We start from the raw sequence: 25430 nt of genomic DNA, 5'->3' as shown, positions 1-25430 counted from the left end.
ATCATGTCAAATACCTATGTCACACATTGTCGAAATGACATGATGATACCAAATTAAACGGAGTAATGTCATGCCCCAGATGCGCCCGCTCGACCCGGCCTTCCCGATCGACCGCCAGCTCGCACTCGACGCCGGCCCCGTGGTGCTGGTCAACCTGTTCACGCTCGATGCGGCCGACGAACAAAGCTTCCTGAAGAGCTGGCAGGACGATGCCGCCTTCATGAAGCAGCAACCGGGCTTCATCTCGACCCAGCTTCACCGCGCCGTCGGCGACAATCCGACCTATCTCAACTACGCGGTCTGGGAATCCAACGCGCATTTCCGCGCGGCCTTCACCCATCCGGAATTCCGCGCGAAGATTTCGGTCTACCCCGCATCCGCCGTCGCGAGCCCGCATCTGTTTCAGAAGGTCGCGGTGCCGAACATCTGCGTGGCGTAGTCACGAACGAATTCAGTTCGGCGCGCCGCGTAAGCGGTTCGCGCGCCCCGGAGGAAAGCAGGCGTGGGGTGGCGCTCCTGAAGTCTGCCTGCCTCGCAGGCGCGTAAACGCGTCGTCTGCCGATCGCGCCCCATGCCAAATTCCGTGTCTCGGCACGCGTCCGAACGACCAATTGTCGCACGCGGCATTTCTGGCGGGATTGCCACCTCAACCGCACGCGCGCGCCGAGCAATGCGCTTTTCTTCTCTCGTGATTTCAGGGACAATCGCGTCACAAGAACGAGAAACGGCGGTCCGAATGAGGCCGCTGCGAGGGAGGAGTTTCGATGTCGCGATACGGGCTGAAGACGATCGCATTTGCCGCCATACATGCTGTCATGGGCGCGTTGCTCGCGACCACAGCCGGTGCACAGGACTATCCCAGCAAACCGATCACGCTGATTGTGCCATGGCCGGCCGGCGGATCGACCGATATCTCGATGCGCGCGATCGCCGACAGCGCCTCGAAAGTATTGGGACAGCCGATCGTGATCGACAACAAGGCCGGTGGCGGCGGGACGGTCGGACCAGCGACCATGGCAGCGGCCGCGAAGCCGGACGGCTACACCATCTCCCAGATTCCGATCACCGTCTTCCGCCTACCCCTGATGCAGGAAGTGTCATGGGATCCGGCGAAGGATTTTAGCTACATCGTTCATCTCACCGGCTACACCTTCGGCGTCACCACCAGTACGGACTCGCAGTTCAAGAGCTGGAAGGACGTGGTGGAGTTCGCCAAGGCCAATCCGGGCAAGGTGACCTACGCGACACCGGGCACCGGCACCTCGCTGCATATCGGCATGGAGCAGATCGCCGCAATGTCCGGAATCAAGCTCACACAGGTCCCCTTCAAAGGCGGCGCGGAGACCAACGCCGCGGTGCTCGGCCAGCACACCATGCTGCAGGCCGATTCCACGGGATGGCGACCGCTGGTCGACGCCGGCAAGCTCCGGCTGTTGATGGTATGGACCGGTTCGCGCTCGCCGAACTATCCCGACGTGCCGACCCTGAAGGAGCTCGGCTATCCCATGGTCTACGATTCCCCGTTTGGCATCGCCGGGCCCAAGGGCATGGACCCGAAAATCGTCGCCAAGCTGCACGACGCCTTTAAGAAAGCGGTAGAGGACCCGGCAGTGGTGGCGACCCTCGCCAAGTACGACATGGTGCCGAACTACAAGAACACTGAGGACTACAAGAAGTTCGTCGTCGAGGTCACGGAGTCCGAGCGCAAGGTCATCGACACGCTCGGGCTTGCGAGGAAGTAAGACCGTGGCGACTGCAAGTGAAGGCGTCATCCTGAGGCGCGAGCCGCACTTGCGGCTCGCCTCGAAGGATGGATCGGGGTACCGCCGCCCCTTCGAGGGCTGCGCTGCGCTCCGCCACCTCAGAACGAAGGCGATCCGAAAGCGCTGCGCATGAATAATGACACCAACGTCAAACTCCGTCTCAGCAATTCCGAACTCTGGGGCGGGCTGATCGGGTTCGCGCTCGGAGGCTTCGTGATCTGGTCGGGTTTGAAGCTCAAGCTCGGCACCATCAACGATCCAGGCTCCGGCTACGTGCTGTTCTATACGGGGATTCTGATGTGCGTGTTCGCAGGCGCGATCATCGTCTCGGCGGTCACCGAGGGCGGGCCGACGCTGGCCTCCCGCTGGGAGAATGTGCGCTGGACCAAGCCGCTTCTGCTGATCGCCTGCCTCGCCGCGTTCTCCTTCGCACTGGAGCCGCTCGGTTTCCTGCTGTCGTCGATCCCGCTGATGCTGCTGCTCTTGCGCGTGATCGATCCCGTGCGCTGGACGCTGGCAGTTCCGATCGCCGTGCTGGTTCCGGTCGGCATGTGGTGGGTGCTCAAGCGCCTGCTGTTGATCCAACTGCCCTCGGGCTTGCTCGGGATCGGTTGACCGCATGGATACGCTCGCCAATGTCGCGCACGGATTCGGCGTCGCGCTGACGGGAATCAACCTTCTCTACTGCTTCATCGGCGTCTTCATCGGCACGCTGGTCGGCGTATTGCCCGGCATCGGGCCGATCTCGGCGATGTCGCTGCTGTTGCCGGTGACGCTATCAGGCACGCCGGAGTCCGGCATCATCATGATGGCCGGCATCTACTACGGCTCGATGTATGGCGGCTCGACGACCTCGATCCTGGTCAACATCCCCGGCGAAGCGGCTTCCGTCGTGACCTGCATCGACGGCCACCAGATGGCGAAGCAGGGGCGCGCGGGCCCTGCGCTGGGCATCTCCGCCTTCGGCTCCTTCATCGCCGGCACATTTGCGCTCGTCGCCCTGATGCTCGTGGCGCCAAAGCTCGCCAGCATCGCGATCGCATTCGGGCCCGCCGAGTATTTCAGCCTGATGGTTCTCGGCCTCGTCGTGCTCACCTTCCTGACGCAAGGCTCGATGCCGAAGGCGCTGTTGATGGCTTGCATCGGCGTCGTGCTCGGGCTGATCGGGCTCGACAGTATCACGGCGCAGCCGCGCCTCACCTTCGGCCGCATGGAACTAATCGACGGCATCGGTCTCGTGCCCGTCGTGATGGGCCTGTTCGGCGTCGCCGAGGTGCTGCTCAACACCGAGCAGGCCATCAAGCGCGACATCATCAACACGAAGATCACTCAGCTTTTGCCTGACAGGGCCGACTGGCAGGCCAGCGCCGGCCCCGTCGCGCGCGGCACGCTCCTTGGCTTCCTGCTCGGCATTTTGCCGGGCGGCGGCGCAGTAGTGGCGTCGTTTGCGTCCTATGCACTGGAGAAGCGGCTGTCGAAATCGCCGGAGCGCTTTGGCCATGGCGCGATCGAGGGCGTCGCAGGTCCGGAGTCCGCCAACAATGCGGCCGCGGGCGGGGCGTTCATTCCGCTGATGACGTTGGGCATCCCGCCGAACGTGGTGATGGCGCTGCTGCTCGGGGCGTTCGTCATTCACGGCCTGCAGCCGGGACCACTGCTCATCACGCAAAACCCAGGTCTGTTCTGGGGCATCGTTGCCAGCATGTATATCGGCAATCTGATGCTGCTGGTGCTCAACCTGCCGATGATCGGCATGTGGGTACAGCTTCTGAAGCTGCCCTACAACATCCTGTTCCCGCTGATCATCCTGTTCACGATCCTCGGCGTCTACTGCTCCAGCAACAACGTGTTCGACGTCTATGTGATGATTGCCTTCGGCGCCATCGGCTACTTCATGCGCAAGCTCGGCTTCGAGCCGGCGCCGCTGGTGCTGGCCTTCGTGCTGGGACCGATGATGGAGAACAACTTGCGCAAGTCGCTGATCCTCTCGCAGGGCGATCTCTGGACCTTCGTGCAGCGGCCGATCTCGGCAGCGTGCCTTGCGCTCGCGCTGGTGCTGCTGATCGCGCCGCTGCTGCCGTCGCTGCGCAAGAAGCGCGAGCTGGTGGCATTGGACGAAGGGGCGTGAGGAGATTTGGAGGGTGGGTCAGGTAACCCACCCCCACGATCCCTACCCCGCCGCAGGTACTGCATTGTTCGGCGGAGCGCCCCATGGTCGCTCGGCTGACGCCAGCCCGATCAGGCGGCCCTGGATGTAGTCGCAGCCCCAGTCACGCAGCATGCTTGCTGCCTCCTCGTCCTGCACCCATTCGGCGACCGTCTTGATGTCGAGGCGGCGGGCGAGGTCGATCAGGGTCTGCACGAAGGCGCGGTCGTCGGCGGAATGGGTGATGTTCTGCACGAAGGCGCCGTCGATCTTGACCATGTCGACGCCGAGCTTGCGCAAATTGCGGAACGAGGTGTAGCCGGCGCCGAAATCGTCGATCGCGATGCGGCTGCCGAAATGCTTCAGGCGCCCGACGAAGGCGCGGACGTCGTCGATGTCCTGGATGGCCACCGTCTCGGTGATCTCGACGATCAGCCGCTCGGCAACGCCGGGATGGGCATGCATCAGCGACTCGATTCCCGCCCACCAGTCCGGATCCATGGTGGTGTCCGGCGAAATGTTGAGGCTGAGCCGGACATCGGGCGAAGCGGCGAGCTCGGCGACCACGAGCTCGAGGACGCGGTGATCGACCAGGCGAATGAGGCCGAGCCGTTCGGCCACCGGCACGATGTCGGGCGCGAGCAGCACCTGGCCGTCGCCCTGGTCCATCCGCACCAGGCATTCGTGGAATGCGTCCTCGCGCGTGCCTGCGGCCACCACCGGCTCGTAGGCGAGCAGGATGCGGCGTTCGTTCAACGCAGTCACGATCTCGTCGGTGACGCGGATATTGACGCGGCGCTGTGCGTCGCGCTCGGCGTTCGGACGCCACGCAGCGAAGGAGCCGGCGCGGCGGCGCTTGGCGGCGTCTAGCGTTTCATGGGCGCGGTTGATTGCCTCATCGGTGCTGCGGGCATAGCGCGGCACGCTGACGGCGCCGATCGAGGCGGTGACGGAGACCGGCCCGGACCTTGTCGGCACAACCTCGTCGCGGATCCCGGCGAGAAAGCGCTCGGCGGCGACGTTCATGTCGTCGATGGTGCAGTTCTTCAGGATCAGGCCGAACTTGTTGCCGGAGAAGCGGCCGAGCACGTCGCCGCCGCGCAGGCGCGCGCGGATGCGCTTGGCGACGTCGAGGATCACGGCATCGGCAACGTCGAAGCCGAAGGCGTCATTGACGCGGGCGAGATGATCGATGCCGAGCAGCATGAAGGCCGAGGTCGAGCGGAAACGGGTCGCCTCCTCGATCGCCTCGGCCAGGGCCGCGATCAGATGGGTACGGTTGAGCTCGCCGGTCAGCGGATCGAGACGGGCCAGCCTCGCCAGTTCCTCGTCGCGGGCGTGGCGCTCATTGTTGATGCAAACGATGCCCTGAGCCCGCACCGGGCGACCGTCGGGGCCGGCGAACCAGCGACCGGTCTCCTCGATCCAGACCACGGGATCGGAGGCGCTCATGCGCACGCCGTATTCGACGCGGTAGGGCGTGCCGTCGGCACCATGCACGGCCGAAGTCTGGGCCAGCGCAGCGGCGCGCAGCGATTGCGCGGGCTCGATCAGCTTGGCGAATTCGGCGCCGATGGCAAGCCGCTCAGTGGGGATGCCGGGAAAGACCGCATCGACATGCTCACTCCAGACAATGGCATCGCTGGCGAGGTCCCAGACGAACACGGCCTGGCCGAGGCCGGCCAGGATTGCGGAGGCTTGCGGCAATGCAGGGGTCAAATTCGCCTCGTTTCGGGACAGCGGGGAGTCCTGAGCCGGCACAGGATAGAGCCAGATTCGCTCTCGACCCTAGGCAAAGTTCATAAACAATTTGGAAACCACGTTCGAAGGCGGGGTCGGAACCAAACCGGTCCGGCCGGCATAGGCCTTGCGAGTACATGACACGCAGCGGCGTCAGCGTCCCGAAACGCGACAGTTCCGCCAGATCAACGGTGATTTGCGATGTTGAGTACTGATCGATCGGATGAGGCAGAAGGCGGCACAGGCACGGCCCTGGTGCCGTTGACACAGACATTGCAGTGGGCACGCAAGGTGCCGCTGCCGCGGCCGGATTCGAGCTTCGTCACCCAGCTCATCGCCAATGCCGAGCACCTGCCCCAGACCAGCCGGCTGCGCCGCGCCTCGCCCGAGGATGCGCGGACGGCCTATGGCAGCAAGTGCCCATTGCCCAGCGTCGGCGCCCGCACGCGGCAGGTGGCTTGAGGGAAAATCAGCGCGGCGGCGTGTCGGAAGGCGGCGTGCCGTTGCCCGGCTGTAAATCCGGCGAGGGGATTTCCGGCGACTGCGTGGCAGGCTTCGGTGCGGGATGATCCTTCAGCACGGACTCGGCGACCGATTGCGCCGAAGGCGCGGGCGGCACCGGCGCAGGCGCCGGCTCGTGCTTCGGCTGGAAGATCTCGTCCGCCGACGCCGGCGGCTCGGCCTGGCGCTTGGCCTTGCGCGGCGTCGTCACGGCCTCGGCAGGAACATAGGTGATGCGGCGGCGCGTGCGCTGGGCGATGCCGCCGAGAAAATCGGCCATCGCGAGCAGCACCAGGAGGAAATAGGTGGAGTTGCCGAATTTCGGCCACATCACGAATTCGGCCGCAGCCGCGCCGAACACGATCAGCGACAGCAGGTGATCCATCAGGAACTTGGCCCCCGGCCGCGCCCCCTTGACCACCTCGAGCAGCAACAGCACCACGCCGAGGGCGAGCAGGAGGTCGGCGAGCGTGACCGGCCAGGCCTCGCCCGTCACCATCGGCACCTTGAACAACACGTCCGTGAACGACACGGTCGGCATCAGGAAGGCGATGATGTTGTAGACCGCGAGCGGAATCAGAAGCAGCGGGAAACCGACCATCGGCAAAATGCCTTCTCGATCAAGACGTCCGGACAGGACAATGCGGCGGCGAAGCATTTGCTCCGCCGCCGTCACCACCTAATGCATCATAGCTCTTGGATAGGCCGAAATCAGGGGCCACGTCGCCGCGCCCAACCGAAAACGCCAGCCTTTAGGACTCTTTCTTCTTCAAGACCTGGCGGCCCTTGTACATGCCGGTCTTGAGGTCGAGATGGTGCGGGCGGCGGAGCTCGCCGGAATCCTTGTCCTCGACATAGGTCGGCTTCTTGAGAGCATCCGCCGAGCGGCGCATGCCACGGCGCGACGGCGAGGTTTTTCTTCTCGGAACGGCCATTATCAATATCCTCTAGGGATTGGTGTTTTCCGGGCATCGTCCGCGAGGGGACGGCTCAGCACCCGCAATACGAGGCGAGCTGAATGCCGATCAAGGCCGCGCTTATAGAGGAAGGCTGGCGGCAAAGCTAGGGTTTTGGACCGGAAAATATGCCCGAAAAGAGCTCAAAATCCGCGATTTTCCCGCCAGCAGGTTGCAAGCGAGCTCGCCTGCCCCCGCGCCATATAGATTGCGGCCAGCCGCCGCATGCCCGGACCGGGGCTTTTGGCACTGCGTTTGACCGGATTCGGCAGAATCGAGGCCAGTAGGGCCGCCTCCCGAGAAGACAGGTTCGCGGCCGATTTGCCGAAGGCATAGGCGCTGCCCGCCTCGACCCCAAACTGGCCCCGCGGGCCGAACTCGGCGATGTTGAGGTAGATTTCCAGGATCCGCGACTTGGGCAGGACGAAGTCGATCCACAGCGCGAGCGGAAACTCCAGCGCCTTGCGCACGAAATCCCGCCCCTGCCAGAGGAACAGGTTCTTGGCCACCTGCTGGGTGATGGTGGAGGCGCCCCGGAACGGCGTACCGTCCTCCTGCGCGTCATCAATTGCCTCGCGCAGCGCGCCCCAGTCGATGCCGCGGTGCCTGCAGAAGTGGGCGTCCTCGGCCGCCACCACCGATCGCGGCAGGTAAGGCGACATCGCCGAAAGATCTATCCATTCCCGGTGCATCGGTGCGCCGCGCAGGGACCGCCAGGCCATCAGCGTCGAAACGGGATGGCCGGCGCGGTAGAACGGCGCAACTGCGTAGGGCGCGAGCAGCGCGATCGCAAGCACCACGATCAGGGTCTTGAGAACGCGCAAAGCAACCTTTCCGGCGCAAAATCAAACGCGGCCACGGGCTCGGCCATTAAGCCTGTGATAATTCTGGCCTTTTCCAGCACTTTTAAGGCCTTCCAAACGATTGACTGAGGCGAGCGCATAAAGGATTGTCCCGCCGATTTTTAGTTCTGGAGCCCTTCTTGATGACCGGCACGTCCCCGTCCGATTTCGCCAAACGTCTGGACAAGACCGCTGATGACACCGAGGCCCTGCTCGGGCGCCTGCTGTCGGACGACATCCTGCCTGATGAAATTGCCCGGCCCAAGCGGCTGATGGACGCAATGCGCTATTCGAGCCTCAACGGCGGCAAGCGCCTGCGGCCGTTCCTGGTGGTCGAGAGCGCCGCGGTGTTCGGCGTGCCGCGCGAGGCCGCCCTGCTCGCCGGCGCCGCGCTGGAATGCATCCACTGCTATTCGCTGATCCATGACGATCTGCCGGCGATGGACAATTCGGATCTGCGCCGCGGCCGGCCCACCCTGCACAAGAAGACCGACGATGCCACCGCGATCCTCGCCGGCGACGGCCTGTTGACGCTCGCCTTCGACATCATCACCCGCGACGAGGTCCATCGCGACGCCACAGTGCGGCTGCTGCTGACGCGTGCGCTGGCGCGCTGCGCCGGCATCGGCGGCATGGTCGGCGGCCAGATGCTCGATCTCGCCGGCGAAGGCCGGTTCGGCGACCGCGAGCCGGTCGATGTCGCGCGTCTGCAGCAGATGAAGACCGGCGCTCTCCTCCGCTACGGCTGCATCGCCGGCGCGATCCTGGGCCAGGCGTCGGAGAAGGAATACCAGGCGCTCGATGATTACGGCCATGCACTCGGTGAAGCCTTCCAGATCGCCGACGACCTGCTCGACGTCGAGGGCGATGCGGCGGCGCTCGGCAAGCCTTCGGGCCAGGACGCAGCGCTCGGCAAGACCACCTTCGTCACTCAGCTCGGCATCGAAGGCGCCAAGCAGCGCGTGCGCGATCTGCTCGCGCGGGCCGACACCGCCGTCTCGATCTTCGGCGACCGCGCCGACGTGCTCCGCGCCGCTGCGCACTTCGTCGCCGAGCGGAAGAACTGACCGAGAGGAACGATCTTTACTTCGCCCCGCTTGCGGGGAGAGGTCGACATTCAAGCACAGCTTGAATGTCGGGTAGTCCGCCGCTGCGGCGACAACGAGAGTCTACCGAAAAGGCCGTAGCCGTCATGGCCACTGACAAGGAAGATCCCGTCCTCGTCCGCTTCCGCCAGATGTCGCGGCCGATGCGACTGCTTTATGCACGGCCGCGGACTTTTATCGCGCTTGGCGTCGGCATCATCGTCGCCCTGCTGTTGCCGGGCTCGCTGCGGCTGGTGACGCGGCTATTGCTCGGCTGGGACGCGCTGATCGCGGCCTATCTCGTGCTGGTCTACGGCATGATGCTGAACAACGACCACCAGCACATCCGCCGGGCCGCCGCGATGCAGGACGACGGCCGTTTCGTGATCCTGCTGGTGACGGCGATCGGCGCGTTTGCAAGCATCGCCGCGATCGTCTCCGAGCTCGGCACGCCGCATCGTGGCGTGTCGGAGCTGACCATCGCAATCACCACCATCGCGCTGAGCTGGGCCGCCGTGCACACGACCTTCGCGCTGCATTACGCTCATGATTACTACCGTCACCCGCCGGGCGGCCTGCAATTCCCGAGCGGCGAGAGGGAAGATCACGCCGACTATTGGGACTTCGTCTATTTCTCCTTCGTGATCGGCATGACCGCGCAGGTCTCCGACGTCGGCATCACCGACAAGACCATCCGCCGCACCGCCACCGCGCACGGCATCGTCTCCTTCATCTACAACACGGCGCTGCTGGCGCTGACGGTCAACATCGCAGCGAGCGCGATCGCGACGTAGGCTGTTTCCTCAGGCGCGACGTGAACTGTGGCCTCGCCTCAGCCATCCGCGATGTGCCCGCGATATTGCGGCAGATTGTCCGTGATCTCGTACCAGGGCGCCTTGGAGCCGACGAAAATATGGGCGCTCGGCCGGATCGAGGGAGCGTCGACCAGGGTTCCCAGGGCGACATGGACCCATTTTCCTTCGCGAACCCGGGAATAAAGCAGCGAGCAGCAGCGGGCGCAGTGCGCATCATGGGTGGTCTCGTCCCCGAAGATGAGGCGCTGGTCCGCGCCCGCGACGATACGGAGCTTGGCCTGCTCGATCCCGGCGAACGGCTTGAAGGCTGAGCCGGTGGTGCGGCGGCAGTTCGAACAGTGGCAGTTCAGCGCGTAGGAGAATTCGTCCGCCACCTCAAAGCGGACTGCGCGGCAGAAGCATTCGCCGGCAAGGATGGAGGCGTTCGACTTTTCTGATCCGGTCATGACAATGCTCTCGCGCAAGCGGCGATAACACCCATAGCGCAATTCGGCGGGCGTGACTAAATTCTCGCGGAGCAAACATTCGGGAGGATGAGCCATGAGCCAGAACCGTGCGAGTGTCGAGGCCGTCGTGCAGACCTATTTTGACGGGCTTTACGAAGGCGATGCCGAGAAGCTCGGCGCCATCTTCCATCCCTCCGCCGACCTGCGCTGGGTCGAGAAGGGCGAGCTTCAGGTGCTCACCGTGCCGGACTGGCTCGACCGCGTGCGCAAGCGGGCTTCCGCCAAGGCCGAAGGCAAGCCGCGCGAGGATTTCATCGTCACCATCGATCGTTCGGATGACAAGACCGCCTTCATCAAGGTCAGGTGCCAGTTGCCGCCGCGCTATTTCACCGACTATCTGGTCGCAATGAAACTCAGCGACGGCTGGCAGATCGTATCGAAATCCTACCGGTATGACCTGAAGGACTGACGAGGGAACGGCTGGGCCCGACCGCACTTTGCGGACGGGACTCGGAACGCTCCGTCCACGCCGCAAGCAAAGAGCTGTCGCGGCCGCCTCAAAAACCTTGTCACGACAGCGCGGCCATGCCACTGGCGGAGACGGAATCGTCACCACCCTGCTCCTGCTCGCCAATGTCCGCGCCCTCCATCGCCCCATTGCCCGCATCCGGCGACGGCCGCGATGCACTGTCGGTGCTGCATTCGGTGTTCGGCCTGCCCGGCTTCCGCGGCGCACAGGGCGAGATCATCCGGCATGTCACCGATGGCGGCAATTGCCTGGTCCTGATGCCGACCGGCGGCGGCAAGTCGCTGTGCTATCAGCTCCCCTCGCTGCTGCGCGAAGGCTGCGGCATCGTGGTGTCGCCTTTGATCGCACTGATGCGCGACCAGGTCGCGGGCCTGATCGAAGCGGGCGTCAACGCCGCCGCGCTGAACTCGTCGCTGACGCCGCAGGAGGCGTCCGAAGTCGAGCGCCGCCTGATCGCGGGCGATCTCGACCTGCTCTATGTCGCGCCGGAACGCCTCGTCACGCCGCGCTGCCTGTCGCTGCTGGCGCAAGCGAAGGTGGCGCTGTTTGCGATCGACGAAGCGCATTGCGTCTCGCAATGGGGGCATGACTTCCGGCCCGAATATGTCGCCCTCTCTGTCATCGCTGTGCGCTTTCCCGACGTGCCGCGCATCGCGCTGACCGCGACCGCGGACGAGTTGACGCGCAAGGAGATCGTCGAGCGGCTCCAGCTTGTGGGCAGCCCGCAATTCGTCTCCAGCTTCGACCGGCCGAACATCCGCTACGAGATCGTCGACAAGCGCAATTCGGTGTCGCAGCTCAAGGAGTTCATTCGCGAGCGCCATATGGGCGATGCCGGCGTGGTCTATTGCCTGTCCCGCAATCGGGTCGAGGAGGTTGCCGCGGCGCTGGAAGACGCCGGCATTCCGGCGCTGCCCTACCACGCCGGTCTCGACAGCAGCGTGCGCTCGCGCAACCAGGACCGCTTCCTCAACGAGGACGGCATCGTGATCGTCGCAACCATCGCCTTCGGCATGGGCATCGACAAGCCCGATGTGCGCTTCGTCGCCCATCTCGATCTGCCCAAGAGCATCGAGGCCTATTACCAGGAGACCGGGCGCGCCGGCCGCGACGGCAAGCCGTCCGCCGCTTGGATGGCCTATGGCCTCTCGGACATCGTGCAGCAGCGCCGCATGATCGACGAATCAGGCGCGTCCGACGATTTCAAGCGGGTCTCGATCGGCAAGCTTGACGCGTTGGTTGGCCTTGCCGAAACGCCGCATTGCCGGCGCCGGCGGCTGCTCGCCTATTTCGGCGAGGTCGTGATGACCGAGAGCTGCGGCAATTGCGACAACTGCCTGACACCACCGAAAATGCGCGACGGCAAGGTGCTGGCGCAAAAACTGCTGTCCTGCGTCTACCGCACCGGCCAGCGTTTCGGCGCGATGCATCTGATCGACGTGCTGGTGGGACGGCTGACCGAGAAGGTGAATCAGTTCGGCCACGACAAGCTCTCGGTGTTCGGCGTCGGGCGCGAGCTCAACGAGAAGCAGTGGCGCACCGTGCTGCGGCAACTGGTGGCGATGGGGCATTTGCAGAGCGACAGCGAGGCTTTTGGCGCGCTGAAGCTGACGGACTCCTCACGCAGCGTCCTGCGCGGCGAGGCCGAGGTGTGGCTGCGCGAGGAGGCGCCCGGCACTCGCGTCCGCGCCAGCCGCGCCAAATCCCGCCGCGGCGATCTCGCCCCTGCGGCAAACGCACCCCAGGGCGATGTCGATCCCGAATTGCGCGCACGCTTGCGCGCCTGGCGCTCGGACGTCGCGCGCGAGCGCGGCGTGCCCGCCTATGTGGTGCTGCACGATGCCACCATCGACGGCATCGTGCGGGCCTGGCCGACCACGCTCGACGAATTGCGCAACGTCCCTGGCATCGGCGACAAGAAGCTCGAGCACTACGGGGAGGAGCTGCTGCGGCTGGTCAGGACTCGGTAGGGCAGCGGCGCAGCCCGCCAATCCCACGCGATAGACGGCGGCGCGGACCGTAGTTGGCGCGCCCTACTCCCTCCACACACGTCGGACAGCGCGTAGCGCTGTCCCCGTAGCGGAGCGCAGATCCGGGATCCATACCGCGTGATCTATCTTAGGGCACGCGCGACGACGTTCTTCGCCAAACTACTCCCTGGGGTTATGGGTCCCGGCCCCCGTGCGCAGTTGCGCACTAGGCCGGGACGACAGGGTGACGCGGCGCCAGTCGCACCCGCATCACCCAAGCCTCACCCGTTCCGGAACGCATAAGCGTAGCCGTTGAGCGCGGGGGCGCCGCCGAGGTGCGCATAGAGTATCTTTGCGCCCTTCTCGAAATAGCCCTTCTTCGCAAGATCGATCAGGCCCTGCATCGATTTGCCCTCGTAGACGGGATCGGTGATCATGCCTTCGAGCCGTGCGGTGAGGCGGATCGCCTCCTTGGTCTCCTCCGACGGCACGCCATAGGCGGGATAGGCGTAATCCTCGATCAGCACGACGTCATCCGCGACGAGGTCCTTGCCGAGCTCGACGAGCTTCGCCGTGTTCTGCGCGATCGAGAGCACCTGCGCCTTGGTTTGTGCCGGCGTGAAGGAGGCATCGATGCCGATGACTTTTCGCGCGCGACCATCGGCGGCGAAGCCCACCAGCATGCCGGCATGGGTCGAGCCGGTGACGGTGCAGACGATGATGTAGTCGAACTTGAAGCCGAGCTCCTGCTCCTGCTTGCGCACCTCCTCGGCGAAGCCGACATAGCCGAGCCCGCCGAACTTGTGCACGGAGGCGCCGGCAGGAATCGCGTAGGGCTTGCCGCCGGCCGCCTTCACCTCCTCGATCGCCTGCTCCCAGCTCTTGCGGATGCCGATGTCGAAGCCGTCATCGACCAGGCGCACGTCGGCGCCCATGATGCGCGAAAGCATGATGTTGCCGACGCGATCATAGACCGCGTCCTCGTGCGGCACCCAGGCTTCCTGCACGAGGCGGCACTTCATGCCGACCTTGGCCGCCACGGCGGCCACCATGCGGGTGTGGTTGGACTGCACGCCGCCGATCGACACCAGCGTGTCGGCGTTGGAGGCGATCGCATCGGGGATGATGTATTCGAGCTTGCGCAGCTTGTTGCCGCCATAGGCAAGACCGGAATTGCAGTCCTCGCGCTTGGCATAGATCTCGACCTGACCGCCGAGATGCTTGGACAAGCGCTCCAGCTTCTCTATGGGTGTCGGGCCGAAGGTCAGCGGATAGCGCGCGAATTTTTCCAGCATCGTAAAGTCATCCCGATTGGCGTTGAGCTGGCCGCAGCGACTAGCATCTGGCCCCGCAAATGTGCTCTCAAAAGCAAGGCAGGATTGACGCAATCCTTGCGCCTTGGTGGGCAAGTCTTCTAATTTCTTTCGTCAGAATGATATTTTACGAAAGCTTCTTCCATGCCTGCCCGACTCGACCGTATCGATCTCAAGATATTGCGATTGCTGCAGAATAACGGCCGGCTGAGCAACGCGGAGCTGGCCGAAACTGTCGCGATCAGCCCGGCGACCTGTCACCGCCGCACCCAGCGCCTGTTCGAGGACGGTTTTATTGCCGCCGTCCGCGCCATGGTCGCGCCGAAGAAGGTCGCCAAGGGCACGCTGGTCATGGTCGGCGTCGTGCTCGACCGCTCGACGCCGGAGAGTTTTGCGACGTTCGAGCAGGCGATCGCCAAGCTGAAATTCGTGCTCGACTGTCACCTCGTCGCCGGCGATTTCGATTACTTCCTTAAGATCCGTGTCGGCGACATGGAGGATTTCAACCGCATCCACGGCGAGCAGCTCATCGCACTGCCAGGCGTCCGCCAGACCCGCACCTTCTTCGTGATGAAGGAGGTGGTCGACAACGCGCCGCTGGAGTTTTGAGCGGAAGCTATTGATGCGCGATAGGCATCATGACAGATTCTGCCAATGCCGATGCAACCACTCCCCTTCCGCCAGCAAAATCCGATCGCACCGGCCTACCGTCGAGGCTGGGTGGATGAGGCGGTTGCCGCGATCGAGGCGGACCAGTGCCGCACCGCCGACACCCATCTGATCCGGCTGATCGTGCCGGCGCTCGCCGGGATAGACATCTATCTGAAGGACGAATCCACGCACCCGACCGGCAGCCTGAAGCATCGTCTGGCCCGCTCGCTGTTTCTCTATGCACTGTGCAACGGGCATATCCGCGAGGGCACGCCGGTCATCGAAGCCTCATCGGGATCGACCGCGGTGTCGGAGGCCTATTTCGCGCAGATGATCGGCGTGCCCTTCTACGCCGTGATGCCGCGCACGACCTCGGCGGAGAAGATCGCCGCAATCGAGCACTATGGCGGCAACTGCCATCTGATCGATGATGGCCGCACGCTCTATGCGGAAGCCGCCGCGCTCGCCGCGCGCCTGAACGGCCACTACATGGACCAGTTCACGTTTGCCGAGCGCGCCACCGATTGGCGCGGCAACAACAACATCGCCGAATCCATTTTCACGCAATTGAAGGGCGAGCCGCGACCGATTCCGGACTGGATCGTGATGGGCGCGGGCACCGGCGGCACCTCCGCGACGATTGGGCGATACTTACGCTATCGCCAGTATCCGACGCGGCTCTGCGTCGTCGACGTCGAGCATTCCGCCTTCTTCGATTGCTTCCGCACGCAGGACCGCACGCAAGTTTGCGAGCGCCCCTCCCTGATTGAAGGCGTTGGCCGCCCGCGTTGCGAGCCGTCGTTCGTCCCGGGCGTGGTCGACCGCATGATGAAGATCCCGGATGCGGCGACGATCGCGGCGATGAACGTGCTGTCGCGGCGGCTGCGGCGGGCTGTCGGCGGATCCACAGGCACCAATTTCCTGGCGCTGTGCCGGCTCGCATCGGAGATGCGAAAGACGAATGTGACGGGATCGCTGGTGACGCTGATCTGCGATTCCGGCGAACGTTATCGCCAGACCTATTACGAACCCGCCTGGTTGAACGCGCGCGGTCTCGACCCCGCGCCCGTTGAGGCCGCCTTGTCGTCGTTCCTGGCAACAGGCGATCCGCTGACGCTCGCCGTCGATGACGTCGCCAATCCGCAGAGCGCACGAAGCCCCGAGGCATCATAGCCGACGCCCTCGGACGGTCACCGCTCCGGAGCTCGATGTCACGGCAACTTCACTTGCCTTCACCGCGCCCGCGGGCGAGCCTCGCTCCTTCTCAACGAGGAGATCCCGCCGTGCGCCTGCCCATTCTCGATCCGAAAGAGCTGAGTAGCGAACAGAAGCCGCTCTATGACGACATGCGAGCGGGCATCAAGGACCACTTCAAGGGCTTTGTGAACATGCGCGAGGATGGCGCGCTGCTCGGGCCCTGGAATCCCTGGATCCGTGAGCCGCGTTTCGGCAAGCCGGTGTGGGAGCTGGTCAAGGCGGTCGCGGCGAACCCGCTGTTGCCGGCTCCGGTGCGCGAGGTCGCGATCCTCGTTACCGGTTCGCATTTCCGCTCCGGCTACGAGCTTTATGCCCATGTGCTTGTTGCCGAGCAGCGCGGCCTCTCCGATGAGAAGCTGGGCACCATCGTCGCCGGGCAGCGGCCGGTTGACCTCACCAAGCAGGAGGCGGTCGCCTACGACATGGCCTCCGCGCTGGTGAGCGGCGGCGTGCTGCCGGAATTAACCTGGCGCGCGGCGGTGAAGGAGTTCGGCGAGCACGGCGCGGCCGAACTGTCCTATCTCGTCGGCATCTACTGCATGGTCTCTGTGACGCTGAACACGTTCGACGTCCCGGTACCGGAGTAGAACTGCTCGCGCGATCACTCCGCTGCCTTGTTTGCAGGCGCGGGAGGCAGCCAGCCGCCATGCCTGCAGTCAGTTGCGCACGGCATAGAGCGGCGTGCGCAGCGTCACCTGGTAAGACGGCTTCGGCAGCCACGCAATCTGCGCGGTGATGCCGAACAGGCGGTTGTCGTTGTCATCCATGCGGTCGAGGTCGAGCCGCAGGATCGGTTGGGTGAAGGACTGCGCCAGCGTCTGATTGAGAAGCCGCGCGCCACCGAATGACTGCACGCCGAGGCGTCCCGTGAACTTCCAGTTGCTCGGCCATTGATAATAGCCGCCGGCATAAAGGATCGTGTACGGCCTTATGCTGGCGAACTGGCTGGCGATGTCGATGTAGGTGTATTGCACGCCGGCAAGCCAGCCCCTCGTCTCGTCCTCATCCAGCGCGTAGTCGAGTTCCAGGATGTTATTGAACGATGTCGTCATGCCCGGCTCGTTCGGCACCGACTGCGTCAGGGTGGATTGCAGCTTGATCGTCGGGATCTGCCCGCCGTTCTGCTGATAGAGCTCGGCGTACATGCCGATGTTCCAGCTCGTGACGTCGAATGATGACCAGCCGCCGCCGAGATCGATCGTTGAGCCGGACACGCCGCCGTAGAGCGACACGCTATCGCTGACGTCGACGGTCAGCGGCAGATCGACGGCAATCGATTTCGCGGCCGGCAGGCCGTTCGGCAGCGCAGTGCGGCCGCGCGCCGCCAACGCCTCGAGCGCCGCCGACAGCGACGTGTTGCCGAAGCCGAGCCCGAGCGCTCCCGCCGGGATCGTCGCATAGGTCGTGCGCAGATCGAGATAAATGTTAGGAACGGCCGGCTCGGTGGCGGCGTCATCTTCGGTGTCGGCGGCAAAGGCGGCGCCGGCCGACATCATTAGACAGAGCAGCCCCGCCGCGGGAGCCCCCAAAGCCGGGCGGAACGTTTGACTGCGGATGAACACGTGACAATCCGACGCGGGAAGCGCTGTGATGACGGAACCGCTGCTAGATGGAACGTGATCGTCACGATGGTCAAGCGGCATCCGCAACCGATGGACTGTACGAACGTGCACGGCTACCCTGCCGTGCTCGCAGCGACACATCCGCCCGCCCGAGTGCAGGCCGGACAACGGAGGACGACAGCCATGAAGACGTCACGCCGCATCTTGCTGGCCGGAATGGCCGGGCTCGCCGTGGCACCTCGCGCAGCACCGGCCTTTGCATCGACGGTCGCCGACGACGGCGCGACGGTGGCCGAAGAGCGCTTTGCGCGGATGATCGCAGCGGCACATGCGCCCGATCTCACCTGCCTGCAACAGGCCGAACGTTACGCTGACGTGCATTGGCGGGAGTATGTTGCGGCGGCGAGAGCAGTGCTCGAGGCAAGAGTGTGATGCTCTTTGGTCCGAGGATACAAGAGGGGCTTCGCGCGACCCACGAAGCCCCTGTGTCAGCTCAGGCCATCTGTTCCCAGAGCCGACGGGTGAGGACTCCGGCGCGCTTCTCGATCGCGGCGGCGGCATCGAGCGCGAGGTCCTCACGGTAGCGTCCGGCGATGAGCTGCACGCCGATCGGCTTGCCGTCATGCAACGCCACCGGCACCACGGCGCCGGGCAGACCCAGCACGTTGATCGCGGAGATAAAGCGGATCTCGCCCCAGAAGATCTCGCGTACGCGCTCGGCGCTGACCGTATCCTCGCGCGGCCCCGGCGTCGGCTTCACCGTGGTCGGCGCCAGCACCACCGGATAGTCCTCGAAGAATAGTTGCCAGGCGCGGATATGGCCGTTGCGCGCGGCGGTGGCGCGCATCCAGGCCGGCAGGTCGAGCACGCTGGCCTCGGTCTTCATGCCGCCCCATGCCTTGTGGAAGTCCTCCGAAGTGACCTTGAGCATCGCGGCCTCCTGCATCACCACCGTCTCGTTGGTGATGATGTCGCACCAGGTCTGCCAGACGCCGTTGATGTCGGGTACCTCGACCTCGCTGACGCGATAGCCGGAGCGATCAAGATGATCGGCGGCCTGGCGCAGCGCCGCCGCGACCTGCGGATCGACGTCCATGTCTTCGGGGATCTTGGCGAGCGCAACCTTGACCGGCCCCTTCGGCTTCGGCCCGACCAGCGGCGCCGGCACCCACCAGGGATCGCGCGGATCACGCTGGCTCATCACTTCGAGCGCCAGACGAACGTCGGCGACGTGGCGGGCGAGCGGGCCCTGCGCCGACATCAGATGCGCCAGCATCGGTCGCTCGGCCGTTGCGCTCTGGTTGAAGGCCGGGATGCGCCCCTGCGTCGGCTTGATGGTGGCGATGCCGTTGCAATGCGCCGGCCAGCGCAGCGAGCCGCCGATGTCGTTGCCGTGCGCGATGGTGCCGATGCCGGCGGCGACCGCCGAACCCGCCCCGCCCGAGGAGCCGCCGCAGGTGATGTTCGGATCCCAGGGGTTCAGCGTCAGCCCGTGCAGGGGACTGTCGGTGAAGCCGCGGAAGGAAAATTCCGGCGTGTTGGTCAGCCCGATGACGATCGCGCCGGCTTTCTTCAGATTGCGGACGACCGGCGAATCCGATGGCGCGATGAGGTCCTTGTTGGCCGGCACGCCGTTGAAATTGGGTCGGCCTTCATAGTCAACATTCTCCTTGATGGTGATCGGCACACCGTGCAGGAGGCCGAGCTCGCCGCCCTTGGCGCGTTGCTTGTCGGCCGCATGCGCCGCCGCGAGCGCCTCTTCCGAGAGATCGACGACCACCGCGTTGAGCCTGGGATTGACTGCGTGCATCCGCTCGAGATGGGCTTCGACCGTCTCGACCGCGGAGATTGCCCCAGTGCGGATCGCGGCCGCAGTGTCGACCGCCGACCATTGCCAGACCGGCCCCTTCGGGCGGGGCGGCGCGGCCGGTTTGCGTGGTGCGGCTTTCTTGGCCGGCCTTGCAGGAGCCGCTTTGCCGACAGTCGCCTTCTTGCGCGAGGTCTTCGCCGCCGATTTCCTCGAAGCCGTTTTCTTCCTGGTCGCCGTCTTCTTCGCCACGTCGCTTTCTCCTGAAATTGCGCAGCGGAGGTTACGGAGGGCGATAGGGCGTGTACAGGTGCGTTTCTGCATGGCGCTTTGGCGGGGGCCCGCCAATGCGCCGAATTGTCTGGGATCGTCGTGCGCCCTCGCTCTACTCGGCAGGGCACGCCACGACCGCGTCCGGCGCGCGGTCGAGCCGAAGGCTCCACAGCGCGAGCAGGAGGCCCACTGCCGTGATTGCCGCGGCCACCATCGGCAGCGCGGAGAGACCGAGCCCGCGATCGATGGTGGCGCCGCCGGCCCAGGCGCCGAGCGCGTTGCCGAGATTGAACGCGGCGATGTTGAGGCTCGAGGCGAGCGTGCGGCCACTCGGGCCCGCGGCTTCGAGAACGCGAAGCTGCAGCGGAGCCACGGTTGCGAAGGCGGCGATGCCGAGCAGCAGGATCAACACGATCGCAAGACTCTTGATCGACAGCACCGCAGCGAGACCCACGAGCACGATCGCGAGCGCGGCGAGCGTGCCGATCAGGGCACGCGCCAGCCCACGGTCGGCGAGCCTGCCTCCCGCGACATTGCCAATGGCAAGCCCGACGCCGAACACCAGGAGGATCGGCGATACGGCGGCTTCCGGAAAGCCGGTGAAGCGCGTCAGGATCGGCTGGATGTAGGTGAAGACGACGAACAGGCCGGCGAAGCCGAACACGGTCATGGCAAGGCCGAGCAGCACCTGCGGCCGGCCGAGCACCGCCACTTCCTCTGCGAGCGAGATGGGCTTGTCGCCGCTGCCGACATGGCCCGGCACGAGCGCGGCGACCACCGCAAACGCGATCACGCCGATCGCGGTCACCGCCCAGAACGCCGCGCGCCAGCCGAGCATCAGGCCGAACCAGGCGCCGAAGGGCACGCCGAGCAGGGTTGCGACCGTCAGGCCGATGAACATGGTTGATATCGCGGAGGCGCGCTTGTCCTCGGCAACGAGGCTGGTTGCCACCACCGAGCCGACGCCGAAAAAGGTGCCGTGGGCGAGCGAGGTCAGCACCCGCGCGGCCATCAGCAGCGCATAGTTCGGCGCCAGCGCGCAGGCCGCATTGCCGAGCGTGAAGATCGCCATCAGCGCCAGCAGCACGGTTTTCCGCGGCATCCGCCGCGTTGCCAGCGTCAGGACCGGCGCGCCGACGAACACGCCGAGCGCATAGCCGGAGATGAGCAAGCCCGCGACCGGCACGGAGACGTGCATGTCGGCGGCGACCTGGAGCAACAGGCCCATGATGATGAACTCGGTGGTGCCGATGCCGAAGGCACCGGCGGTGAGCGCGAGGACGGCGGGAGGCATGCGTGACTTCCAATGAGAGGGACGACACACGCAGATAGCCGCAGCGCAGCAAAAACATTAGGATGTCCGCAATCCAATCATTTATGACGTGAATTCAACATGGCCCGCTTCGACACCAACCGCTCCGCCGAGATGGAGGTTTTCGTTCGCGTCGTCGACTTGGGCGGATTCACCCAGGCCGCGCGAAAACTGCGCCTGACGCCGTCCGGCGTCAGCAAGCTGATCTCAAGGCTGGAGGCGCGGCTCGGCACGCGGCTGATCAACCGCACCACGCGGAAGCTCACGCTGACGGAAGAAGGCCAGGCCTTCTATCAGCGCGCCGTAAACATCCTCGGCGAGATGGAGGAGGCCGAGCGCGAGGCAGCCTCGGGCGCGGCGCCGCGCGGCCGGCTCACGGTCAACAGCAATATTCCGTTCGGCATGCTGCATGTGATGCCGCTGATCCCGCGCTTCCTCGAACAGCATCCGGACGTCACGTTGGACCTCGTGCTGACCGACACGCTGATCGATCTGATGCAGGAGCGCGCCGACGTCGCCATCCGCGTCGGACCGTTACGGGCCTCGCGCCTGGTCGCGCGCAAGCTCGGCACCAGCCGCATGGTCGTCGTCGGCGCGCCGAACTATCTCGCGCGCTTCGGCACGCCGAAGACACCGGCGGATCTCGCCGAACATCGCGGCATCGGCTGGACCTTTCCGCGCTCGATCCGCGGCTGGCCGTTCAAGCGCGGCGACCGCACCGAGGAAGCCGTGCCGCCGCCGGCCGCGCGCGCCAGCGACGGCGAAGCCGCCCGCCGCCTCACGCTCGGCGGCGTCGGCCTTGCCCGCCTCGCCCTGTTCCACATCGGCCCGGACATCGAAGCCGGCCGGCTCGTGCCGGTGCTGCAGAACTACAACCCCGGCGACCGCGAAGACATCCACGCCGTCTATGTCGGCCATACCGCGCCGCTGCCCGCGCGCGTGCGCGCGTTCATCGATTTTTTGGCCGAGCATGTGCGCGTGGATGATCCCACACTGAAGCGCGCGGGAGACGGGCGGTGGAAATTGCTTGGATGAGGCTGAAGCGCGGCGTCAGGCTTGCGGATCGACGGCCTTGGTCAACCGCTTCCGCCCGGCCTGACGAGCCAATCGCTCAATCCCTGTAGGGATCAATCTGACCGGGATCAGAAAAGGCGTCCTTGCGGCGTAGGCGTCATATTCAGGAAAAGCCAACCGAAGAATCCGCTCTTCGTTGATCATTCGCCGGCATTGAATCGTCACGACAGCAACGGCGATGAGCACAGCAAGCGGTGAAAGCACTTGGAGTGTCACGCCGGCCAGAGCAGTTAGCTCACAGAGGTAGAGGGGATGCCTGACGATTCGGTAAGGTCCCTCCGTCACCAGGCGCCTTGCCTCCGGCAGAATGCTGAAGGACTTGCCCAACCAGCGAAGCACCACAATAGACAGCGACGTCGCCACCATGATCAACGCTGTGGACAGGATCGACCAGATTGGGCCGAGCTCTGCCTTCGGAAGAAAAGCGAGCGCGATACTCAGGAAAGTACCCAGCAAGGCTGAGATGCGCGTCTCAATGCCCTTCGACTTCATGATCGGGACCAGCCGGATCATGGCCGTCACTGTAACCAGGCCGAGAAAAAGGACGTTTGCAATGCCGGCCGCGACCATCAGCAGCTTGGCGACGCTGTCCAGCGGAAGCAGGTGAGGAATGCCTGCGGCACCGAGAAGCGCGGACCCGCCGTAGGTGATGAATATTGCTGCTCTCGCGGTCCAGTCCAGCCAGGGATTGACGCCGCAACTGGCGATCCCATTCCCGGCTGTTGCGGAGTTCACCTGGCCGAGCTTCACGTCAGTCACAGCACTGACCTCGCCGCTCAAAATCGGTGTCACTAGACGCCATGCCTCCGAGGAGGTCAATCGGCCCGCCATCCCCGGGGGTCACGCATCCTGCCGACCCGGTTCCATTTCCCCCGGATCCTGCGGATCATCAAGCTGTCATTGAACCGTTTCTGTCGTGGCGGCACGTATATTTAGAGGCACTATTTCAACAGTAGCACTGCCATGGCTGCACACGGCTTTGTGAAACTGCGCCGAATTTCCTTTTTCCTCGCCATGCTGCTGCTCTGTCAGCCGGCATGGGCTGCAAATCGTGTCGCCCTCGTCATAGGCAATTCCGCGTATAAGAACGCGGCGCCGCTTTCAAACCCGATCAACGACGCCGTCATTGTCGAGGCGACACTGAAGAACGCGGGTTTTGACGTTGTGCAAACCCGTCTGGACATTCAGGCGGCCGAGATGCGACGTGCGCTGCGCGATTTTGCCGACCAGGCGCGCGACGCGGATGTAGCCGTCGTCTATTACGCGGGTCATGGCATCGAGATCGAGGGCACGAACTACCTGATCCCGATCGATGCCACGCTAGAGCGCGATACAGATGTCTACGACGAGGCGTTTTCGCTCGATCGGGTCCTGCTGGCCGTTGAACCGGCAAGGCAATTGCGGCTTGTGATCCTCGACGCTTGCCGCAACAATCCTTTCTCCGAGAAGATGAAGCGAACGGTTGGCTCACGGGCAATCAGCCGGGGCCTCGCCCGCATTGAGCCGGCGACAGCGAATACGCTGGTGGCCTTCGCCGCCAAGGCCGGCTCGACGGCGTCGGACGGCAACAGCAAGAACAGTCCCTACGCTGCCGCACTGGTCAAATATATCGGAACACCCGGCCTGGATTTGCGCAGGGTATTCGGTTTCGTCCGCGACGACGTCATGAAAGCAACCGGCAATCGGCAGGAGCCGTACGTTTACGGCACGCTTGGCGGTGACGATGTGCCGCTGGTGCCGGCCAAGGAACCAGCCAAGGAAGCTGCCAAGGAAACTGCCAAGGAAGCCGCCTCAGCGGCGACGCCGCGGTCGGAAATGCGGCACGACTACGAGCTTGCGCTGCAGGTCGGCAACAAGGATGCATTGAACTTCTTCATCGCCCAGTATCCGGACAGCTACTACGCAAATCTGGCAAAGCTTCAGCTCGCCAAGATTGACGCGGAGGAGAAGCGTGCGGCGGCAGACGAAAAAGCGCGTCAGGCCGAGCAAGAGCAGGCACGGCTCGTCAACCAGGGCGCTCAGCAGACGCAGCTCGCCAAGGCGGCCTCGGAGCTGAAAGCAGCGCAGGAAGCTCGGGCCGCCGCCGAGGCAGCCAAGGAGGCCGCGCAACAACAGGCGGCTCAGGCCGAACAGAGGCGTGTCGCGGCCGAGATTGCCGCCGCTGTCGCAAAGAACACCGCACCGGTTGCTCCCTCCGCGTCAAACCGGCCGGGAGAGCCGAACACAAATGCGGATGCCAAGGTGGCCGCGCTGCCCAGTCCGCAAGCGCCCGCGCCGCCAGCGGCGCCGCCCGAGCTTGCAAAATCGCTACAGACCGAGTTGCGCCGGGTTGGCTGCTTCACAGGATCGGCCAACGGGGAATGGGACGCTGCGTCCCGGCGCTCGCTTGAGCTGTTCAACCAGAACGCCGGCACCAAGTTCGATGCCAAGGCCGCGAGCGCCGATGCGCTTGACGCGATCAAGCTCAAAGCCGCGCGAGTTTGTCCGTTGATTTGCGGATCCGGCCTCAAACGTGACGGCGATCGCTGCGTCAAGATCACGTGTGCCGCCGGCTACTTCGTCAATGACAACGACGAATGCGAGAGGCGCAAGGCACGTCAGGCCCCATCCGCCAGGCTCGAGCGCAGGAGTAGGGATAGGGAGGAGGCTCCGGCAAGACCCGCAAAGCCCAAGGCCGAGGCCAGCGCGGACAACAAGGGGGGCGGCGGAATGCCATTCATGCCGTTCTTCCTGCCCTGAGGATCTTGTTGACCTCGGACATGCTTTAGCCTGACTTGCCGAGAGCTCTGAGGATGAAGCGAATATGGCTGCGCAGGCCTGCTTCGTTGTCTTCGCCGTGTTGAACGCAGTACTCGATCAGAATCGGATGGAAGAACGGGATGAACGCGCACTTGACCGCTCGCGCGGCTTCCGCGGCATCTTCGACCTTGAACTCGCCGGCTTCGATGCCCTCCCGTAAAGATCGCCTCTAAGATCGTCACCATCCGTTCGCTATGCGCCTTGATGATCGGCCAGTTCTGCTGCGTGGCGGCGACGATCAACTCGTGCATGGGCCTTGCCTCGACCAGCATCATCTTGGCGCGGTGGTGAACAGCGGTCAGGACTTGGTCGAGTTTCGCCTTGGCCGGCGCGTTCGTGCGTACGATCGCATACGCGATGTCAGCAACCTCGTTCACAACACGCCCGCAGATGGCCTCGTTGATTGCATCCCTGGAGGGAAAGAACCGATAGATATTCGCCGGGCTCATGCCGAGTCCTGCGGCGATGTCGGCCACCGAAGTTCTGTGGTGACCGACGCGGCGAAACTGTTCCTCCGCCGCTTCCAGGATTCTCGCGCGCGCCTCGTCGGAAACCTTTTCCGTTCGGACCGGACGGTTCATCGAATTCA

General features: G+C 64.6%; 26 protein-coding genes and 1 pseudogene. 15 read left to right on the top strand and 12 right to left on the bottom strand.

Annotated elements, in window-relative coordinates:
* The first annotated feature begins 70 nt into the window (after window positions 1-70).
* The 4 genes from MTX21_RS27695 to MTX21_RS27680 all read left to right on the top strand — a co-directional run bounded on the left by MTX21_RS27695 (window position 71) and on the right by MTX21_RS27680 (window position 3891).
* Window positions 71-439, top strand: coding sequence for an antibiotic biosynthesis monooxygenase family protein (locus tag MTX21_RS27695; RefSeq protein WP_280967820.1), 369 nt, complete (start codon window positions 71-73; stop codon window positions 437-439).
* A gap of 325 nt (window positions 440-764) precedes the next feature.
* Window positions 765-1742: a tripartite tricarboxylate transporter substrate binding protein gene (locus MTX21_RS27690; RefSeq protein WP_280967819.1), complete on the top strand. Its 978-nt coding sequence runs from the start codon at window positions 765-767 to the stop codon at window positions 1740-1742.
* 150 nt (window positions 1743-1892) lie between these two features.
* Window positions 1893-2378, top strand: coding sequence for a tripartite tricarboxylate transporter TctB family protein (locus MTX21_RS27685; protein WP_280967818.1), 486 nt, complete (start codon window positions 1893-1895; stop codon window positions 2376-2378).
* Window positions 2379-2382: 4 nt separating this feature from the next.
* A complete protein-coding gene (locus MTX21_RS27680; protein WP_280967817.1) occupies window positions 2383-3891 on the top strand; it encodes a tripartite tricarboxylate transporter permease in 1509 nt (502 codons plus the stop codon).
* A gap of 42 nt (window positions 3892-3933) precedes the next feature.
* Here MTX21_RS27680 and MTX21_RS27675 read toward each other — a convergent pair whose 3' ends face one another.
* Window positions 3934-5628 (bottom strand): bifunctional diguanylate cyclase/phosphodiesterase, encoded by a 1695-nt coding sequence (locus MTX21_RS27675; protein WP_280967816.1) that lies wholly within the window; start codon window positions 5626-5628, stop codon window positions 3934-3936.
* 222 nt (window positions 5629-5850) lie between these two features.
* On the opposite strand from MTX21_RS27675, the gene MTX21_RS27670 reads away from it, so the two are divergent.
* The gene (locus MTX21_RS27670) at window positions 5851-6111 is read left to right on the top strand and encodes a hypothetical protein (RefSeq protein ID WP_280967815.1); all 261 of its coding nucleotides are present in this window, start codon (window positions 5851-5853) and stop codon (window positions 6109-6111) included.
* A gap of 7 nt (window positions 6112-6118) precedes the next feature.
* Here MTX21_RS27670 and MTX21_RS27665 read toward each other — a convergent pair whose 3' ends face one another.
* From MTX21_RS27665 to mtgA, 3 genes are all read right to left on the bottom strand, one after another.
* Complete coding sequence (locus MTX21_RS27665; RefSeq protein ID WP_280967814.1) at window positions 6119-6751, bottom strand: hypothetical protein; 633 nt, start codon at window positions 6749-6751, stop codon at window positions 6119-6121.
* A 151-nt stretch (window positions 6752-6902) separates the two neighbouring features.
* Window positions 6903-7085 carry a 50S ribosomal protein L32 gene (gene rpmF, locus MTX21_RS27660; RefSeq protein WP_024509484.1) on the bottom strand — a complete coding sequence of 61 codons (183 nt, stop codon included), beginning with the start codon at window positions 7083-7085 and terminating at the stop codon, window positions 6903-6905.
* A 164-nt stretch (window positions 7086-7249) separates the two neighbouring features.
* A complete protein-coding gene (gene mtgA / locus MTX21_RS27655) occupies window positions 7250-7930 on the bottom strand; it encodes a monofunctional biosynthetic peptidoglycan transglycosylase (RefSeq protein ID WP_280967813.1) in 681 nt (226 codons plus the stop codon).
* Between the two features lie 161 nt (window positions 7931-8091).
* Here mtgA and MTX21_RS27650 point away from each other — a divergent pair, with 161 nt between their 5' ends.
* Both MTX21_RS27650 and MTX21_RS27645 read left to right on the top strand, forming a co-directional pair.
* On the top strand, window positions 8092-9015 hold the full coding sequence (locus MTX21_RS27650; RefSeq protein WP_280967812.1) for a polyprenyl synthetase family protein: 924 nt from the start codon (window positions 8092-8094) through the stop codon (window positions 9013-9015).
* A gap of 125 nt (window positions 9016-9140) precedes the next feature.
* Complete coding sequence (locus tag MTX21_RS27645; RefSeq protein WP_280967811.1) at window positions 9141-9827, top strand: DUF1345 domain-containing protein; 687 nt, start codon at window positions 9141-9143, stop codon at window positions 9825-9827.
* Between the two features lie 38 nt (window positions 9828-9865).
* Here the strand turns inward: MTX21_RS27645 and MTX21_RS27640 are convergent, their stop codons facing one another.
* The gene (locus tag MTX21_RS27640; RefSeq protein WP_280967810.1) at window positions 9866-10294 is read right to left on the bottom strand and encodes a GFA family protein; all 429 of its coding nucleotides are present in this window, start codon (window positions 10292-10294) and stop codon (window positions 9866-9868) included.
* 94 nt (window positions 10295-10388) lie between these two features.
* On the opposite strand from MTX21_RS27640, the gene MTX21_RS27635 reads away from it, so the two are divergent.
* Both MTX21_RS27635 and recQ read left to right on the top strand, forming a co-directional pair.
* Window positions 10389-10763 carry a nuclear transport factor 2 family protein gene (locus tag MTX21_RS27635; RefSeq protein ID WP_280967809.1) on the top strand — a complete coding sequence of 125 codons (375 nt, stop codon included), beginning with the start codon at window positions 10389-10391 and terminating at the stop codon, window positions 10761-10763.
* 164 nt (window positions 10764-10927) lie between these two features.
* Complete coding sequence (recQ, locus tag MTX21_RS27630) at window positions 10928-12793, top strand: DNA helicase RecQ (RefSeq protein ID WP_280967808.1); 1866 nt, start codon at window positions 10928-10930, stop codon at window positions 12791-12793.
* A gap of 281 nt (window positions 12794-13074) precedes the next feature.
* Here recQ and MTX21_RS27625 read toward each other — a convergent pair whose 3' ends face one another.
* Entirely contained in the window at window positions 13075-14088 is a 1014-nt protein-coding gene (locus tag MTX21_RS27625; protein WP_280967807.1) for a 1-aminocyclopropane-1-carboxylate deaminase, read from the bottom strand.
* Between the two features lie 162 nt (window positions 14089-14250).
* Between MTX21_RS27625 and MTX21_RS27620 the strand changes: the two genes are divergently transcribed.
* The 3 genes from MTX21_RS27620 (at window position 14251) to MTX21_RS27610 (ending at window position 16601) form a co-directional block, all read left to right on the top strand.
* Window positions 14251-14715 carry an Lrp/AsnC family transcriptional regulator gene (locus tag MTX21_RS27620; protein WP_280967806.1) on the top strand — a complete coding sequence of 155 codons (465 nt, stop codon included), beginning with the start codon at window positions 14251-14253 and terminating at the stop codon, window positions 14713-14715.
* A gap of 51 nt (window positions 14716-14766) precedes the next feature.
* The gene (locus MTX21_RS27615) at window positions 14767-15930 is read left to right on the top strand and encodes a PLP-dependent cysteine synthase family protein (RefSeq protein ID WP_280971173.1); all 1164 of its coding nucleotides are present in this window, start codon (window positions 14767-14769) and stop codon (window positions 15928-15930) included.
* Window positions 15931-16040: 110 nt separating this feature from the next.
* A complete protein-coding gene (locus tag MTX21_RS27610; RefSeq protein WP_280967805.1) occupies window positions 16041-16601 on the top strand; it encodes a carboxymuconolactone decarboxylase family protein in 561 nt (186 codons plus the stop codon).
* Window positions 16602-16670: 69 nt separating this feature from the next.
* On the opposite strand, the gene MTX21_RS27605 is transcribed toward MTX21_RS27610, so the two are convergent.
* Window positions 16671-17543, bottom strand: coding sequence for a hypothetical protein (locus MTX21_RS27605; RefSeq protein WP_280971172.1), 873 nt, complete (start codon window positions 17541-17543; stop codon window positions 16671-16673).
* Between the two features lie 216 nt (window positions 17544-17759).
* Between MTX21_RS27605 and MTX21_RS27600 the strand changes: the two genes are divergently transcribed.
* Complete coding sequence (locus MTX21_RS27600) at window positions 17760-18008, top strand: hypothetical protein (protein ID WP_280967804.1); 249 nt, start codon at window positions 17760-17762, stop codon at window positions 18006-18008.
* Between the two features lie 61 nt (window positions 18009-18069).
* Here MTX21_RS27600 and MTX21_RS27595 read toward each other — a convergent pair whose 3' ends face one another.
* Window positions 18070-19635, bottom strand: coding sequence for an amidase family protein (locus tag MTX21_RS27595; protein WP_280967803.1), 1566 nt, complete (start codon window positions 19633-19635; stop codon window positions 18070-18072).
* A 133-nt stretch (window positions 19636-19768) separates the two neighbouring features.
* Window positions 19769-20950: an MFS transporter gene (locus tag MTX21_RS27590; RefSeq protein ID WP_280967802.1), complete on the bottom strand. Its 1182-nt coding sequence runs from the start codon at window positions 20948-20950 to the stop codon at window positions 19769-19771.
* Between the two features lie 99 nt (window positions 20951-21049).
* On the opposite strand from MTX21_RS27590, the gene MTX21_RS27585 reads away from it, so the two are divergent.
* The gene (locus MTX21_RS27585) at window positions 21050-22003 is read left to right on the top strand and encodes a LysR family transcriptional regulator (RefSeq protein WP_280967801.1); all 954 of its coding nucleotides are present in this window, start codon (window positions 21050-21052) and stop codon (window positions 22001-22003) included.
* Between the two features lie 15 nt (window positions 22004-22018).
* Here the strand turns inward: MTX21_RS27585 and MTX21_RS27580 are convergent, their stop codons facing one another.
* Window positions 22019-22834, bottom strand: a complete 816-nt coding sequence (locus MTX21_RS27580; protein WP_280967800.1) for an isoprenylcysteine carboxylmethyltransferase family protein — start codon at window positions 22832-22834, stop codon at window positions 22019-22021.
* Window positions 22835-23005: 171 nt separating this feature from the next.
* Between MTX21_RS27580 and MTX21_RS27575 the strand changes: the two genes are divergently transcribed.
* Window positions 23006-24781 carry a caspase family protein gene (locus MTX21_RS27575; protein ID WP_280967799.1) on the top strand — a complete coding sequence of 592 codons (1776 nt, stop codon included), beginning with the start codon at window positions 23006-23008 and terminating at the stop codon, window positions 24779-24781.
* A gap of 25 nt (window positions 24782-24806) precedes the next feature.
* Here MTX21_RS27575 and MTX21_RS40115 read toward each other — a convergent pair whose 3' ends face one another.
* Window positions 24807-24989, bottom strand: a complete 183-nt coding sequence (locus tag MTX21_RS40115) for a hypothetical protein (RefSeq protein WP_341511631.1) — start codon at window positions 24987-24989, stop codon at window positions 24807-24809.
* Window positions 24990-25290: 301 nt separating this feature from the next.
* Window positions 25291-25422 (bottom strand): annotated as a pseudogene (locus MTX21_RS40110) (TetR family transcriptional regulator); the annotation flags it as partial.
* Window positions 25423-25430: the final 8 nt, after the last annotated feature.

This window comes from Bradyrhizobium sp. ISRA430 (genome assembly GCF_029909975.1).
Taxonomy (GTDB): domain Bacteria; phylum Pseudomonadota; class Alphaproteobacteria; order Rhizobiales; family Xanthobacteraceae; genus Bradyrhizobium.
The sequence above is the reverse complement of the archived record's forward strand: the minus strand, read 5'-3'. Positions and strand labels throughout refer to the sequence as shown.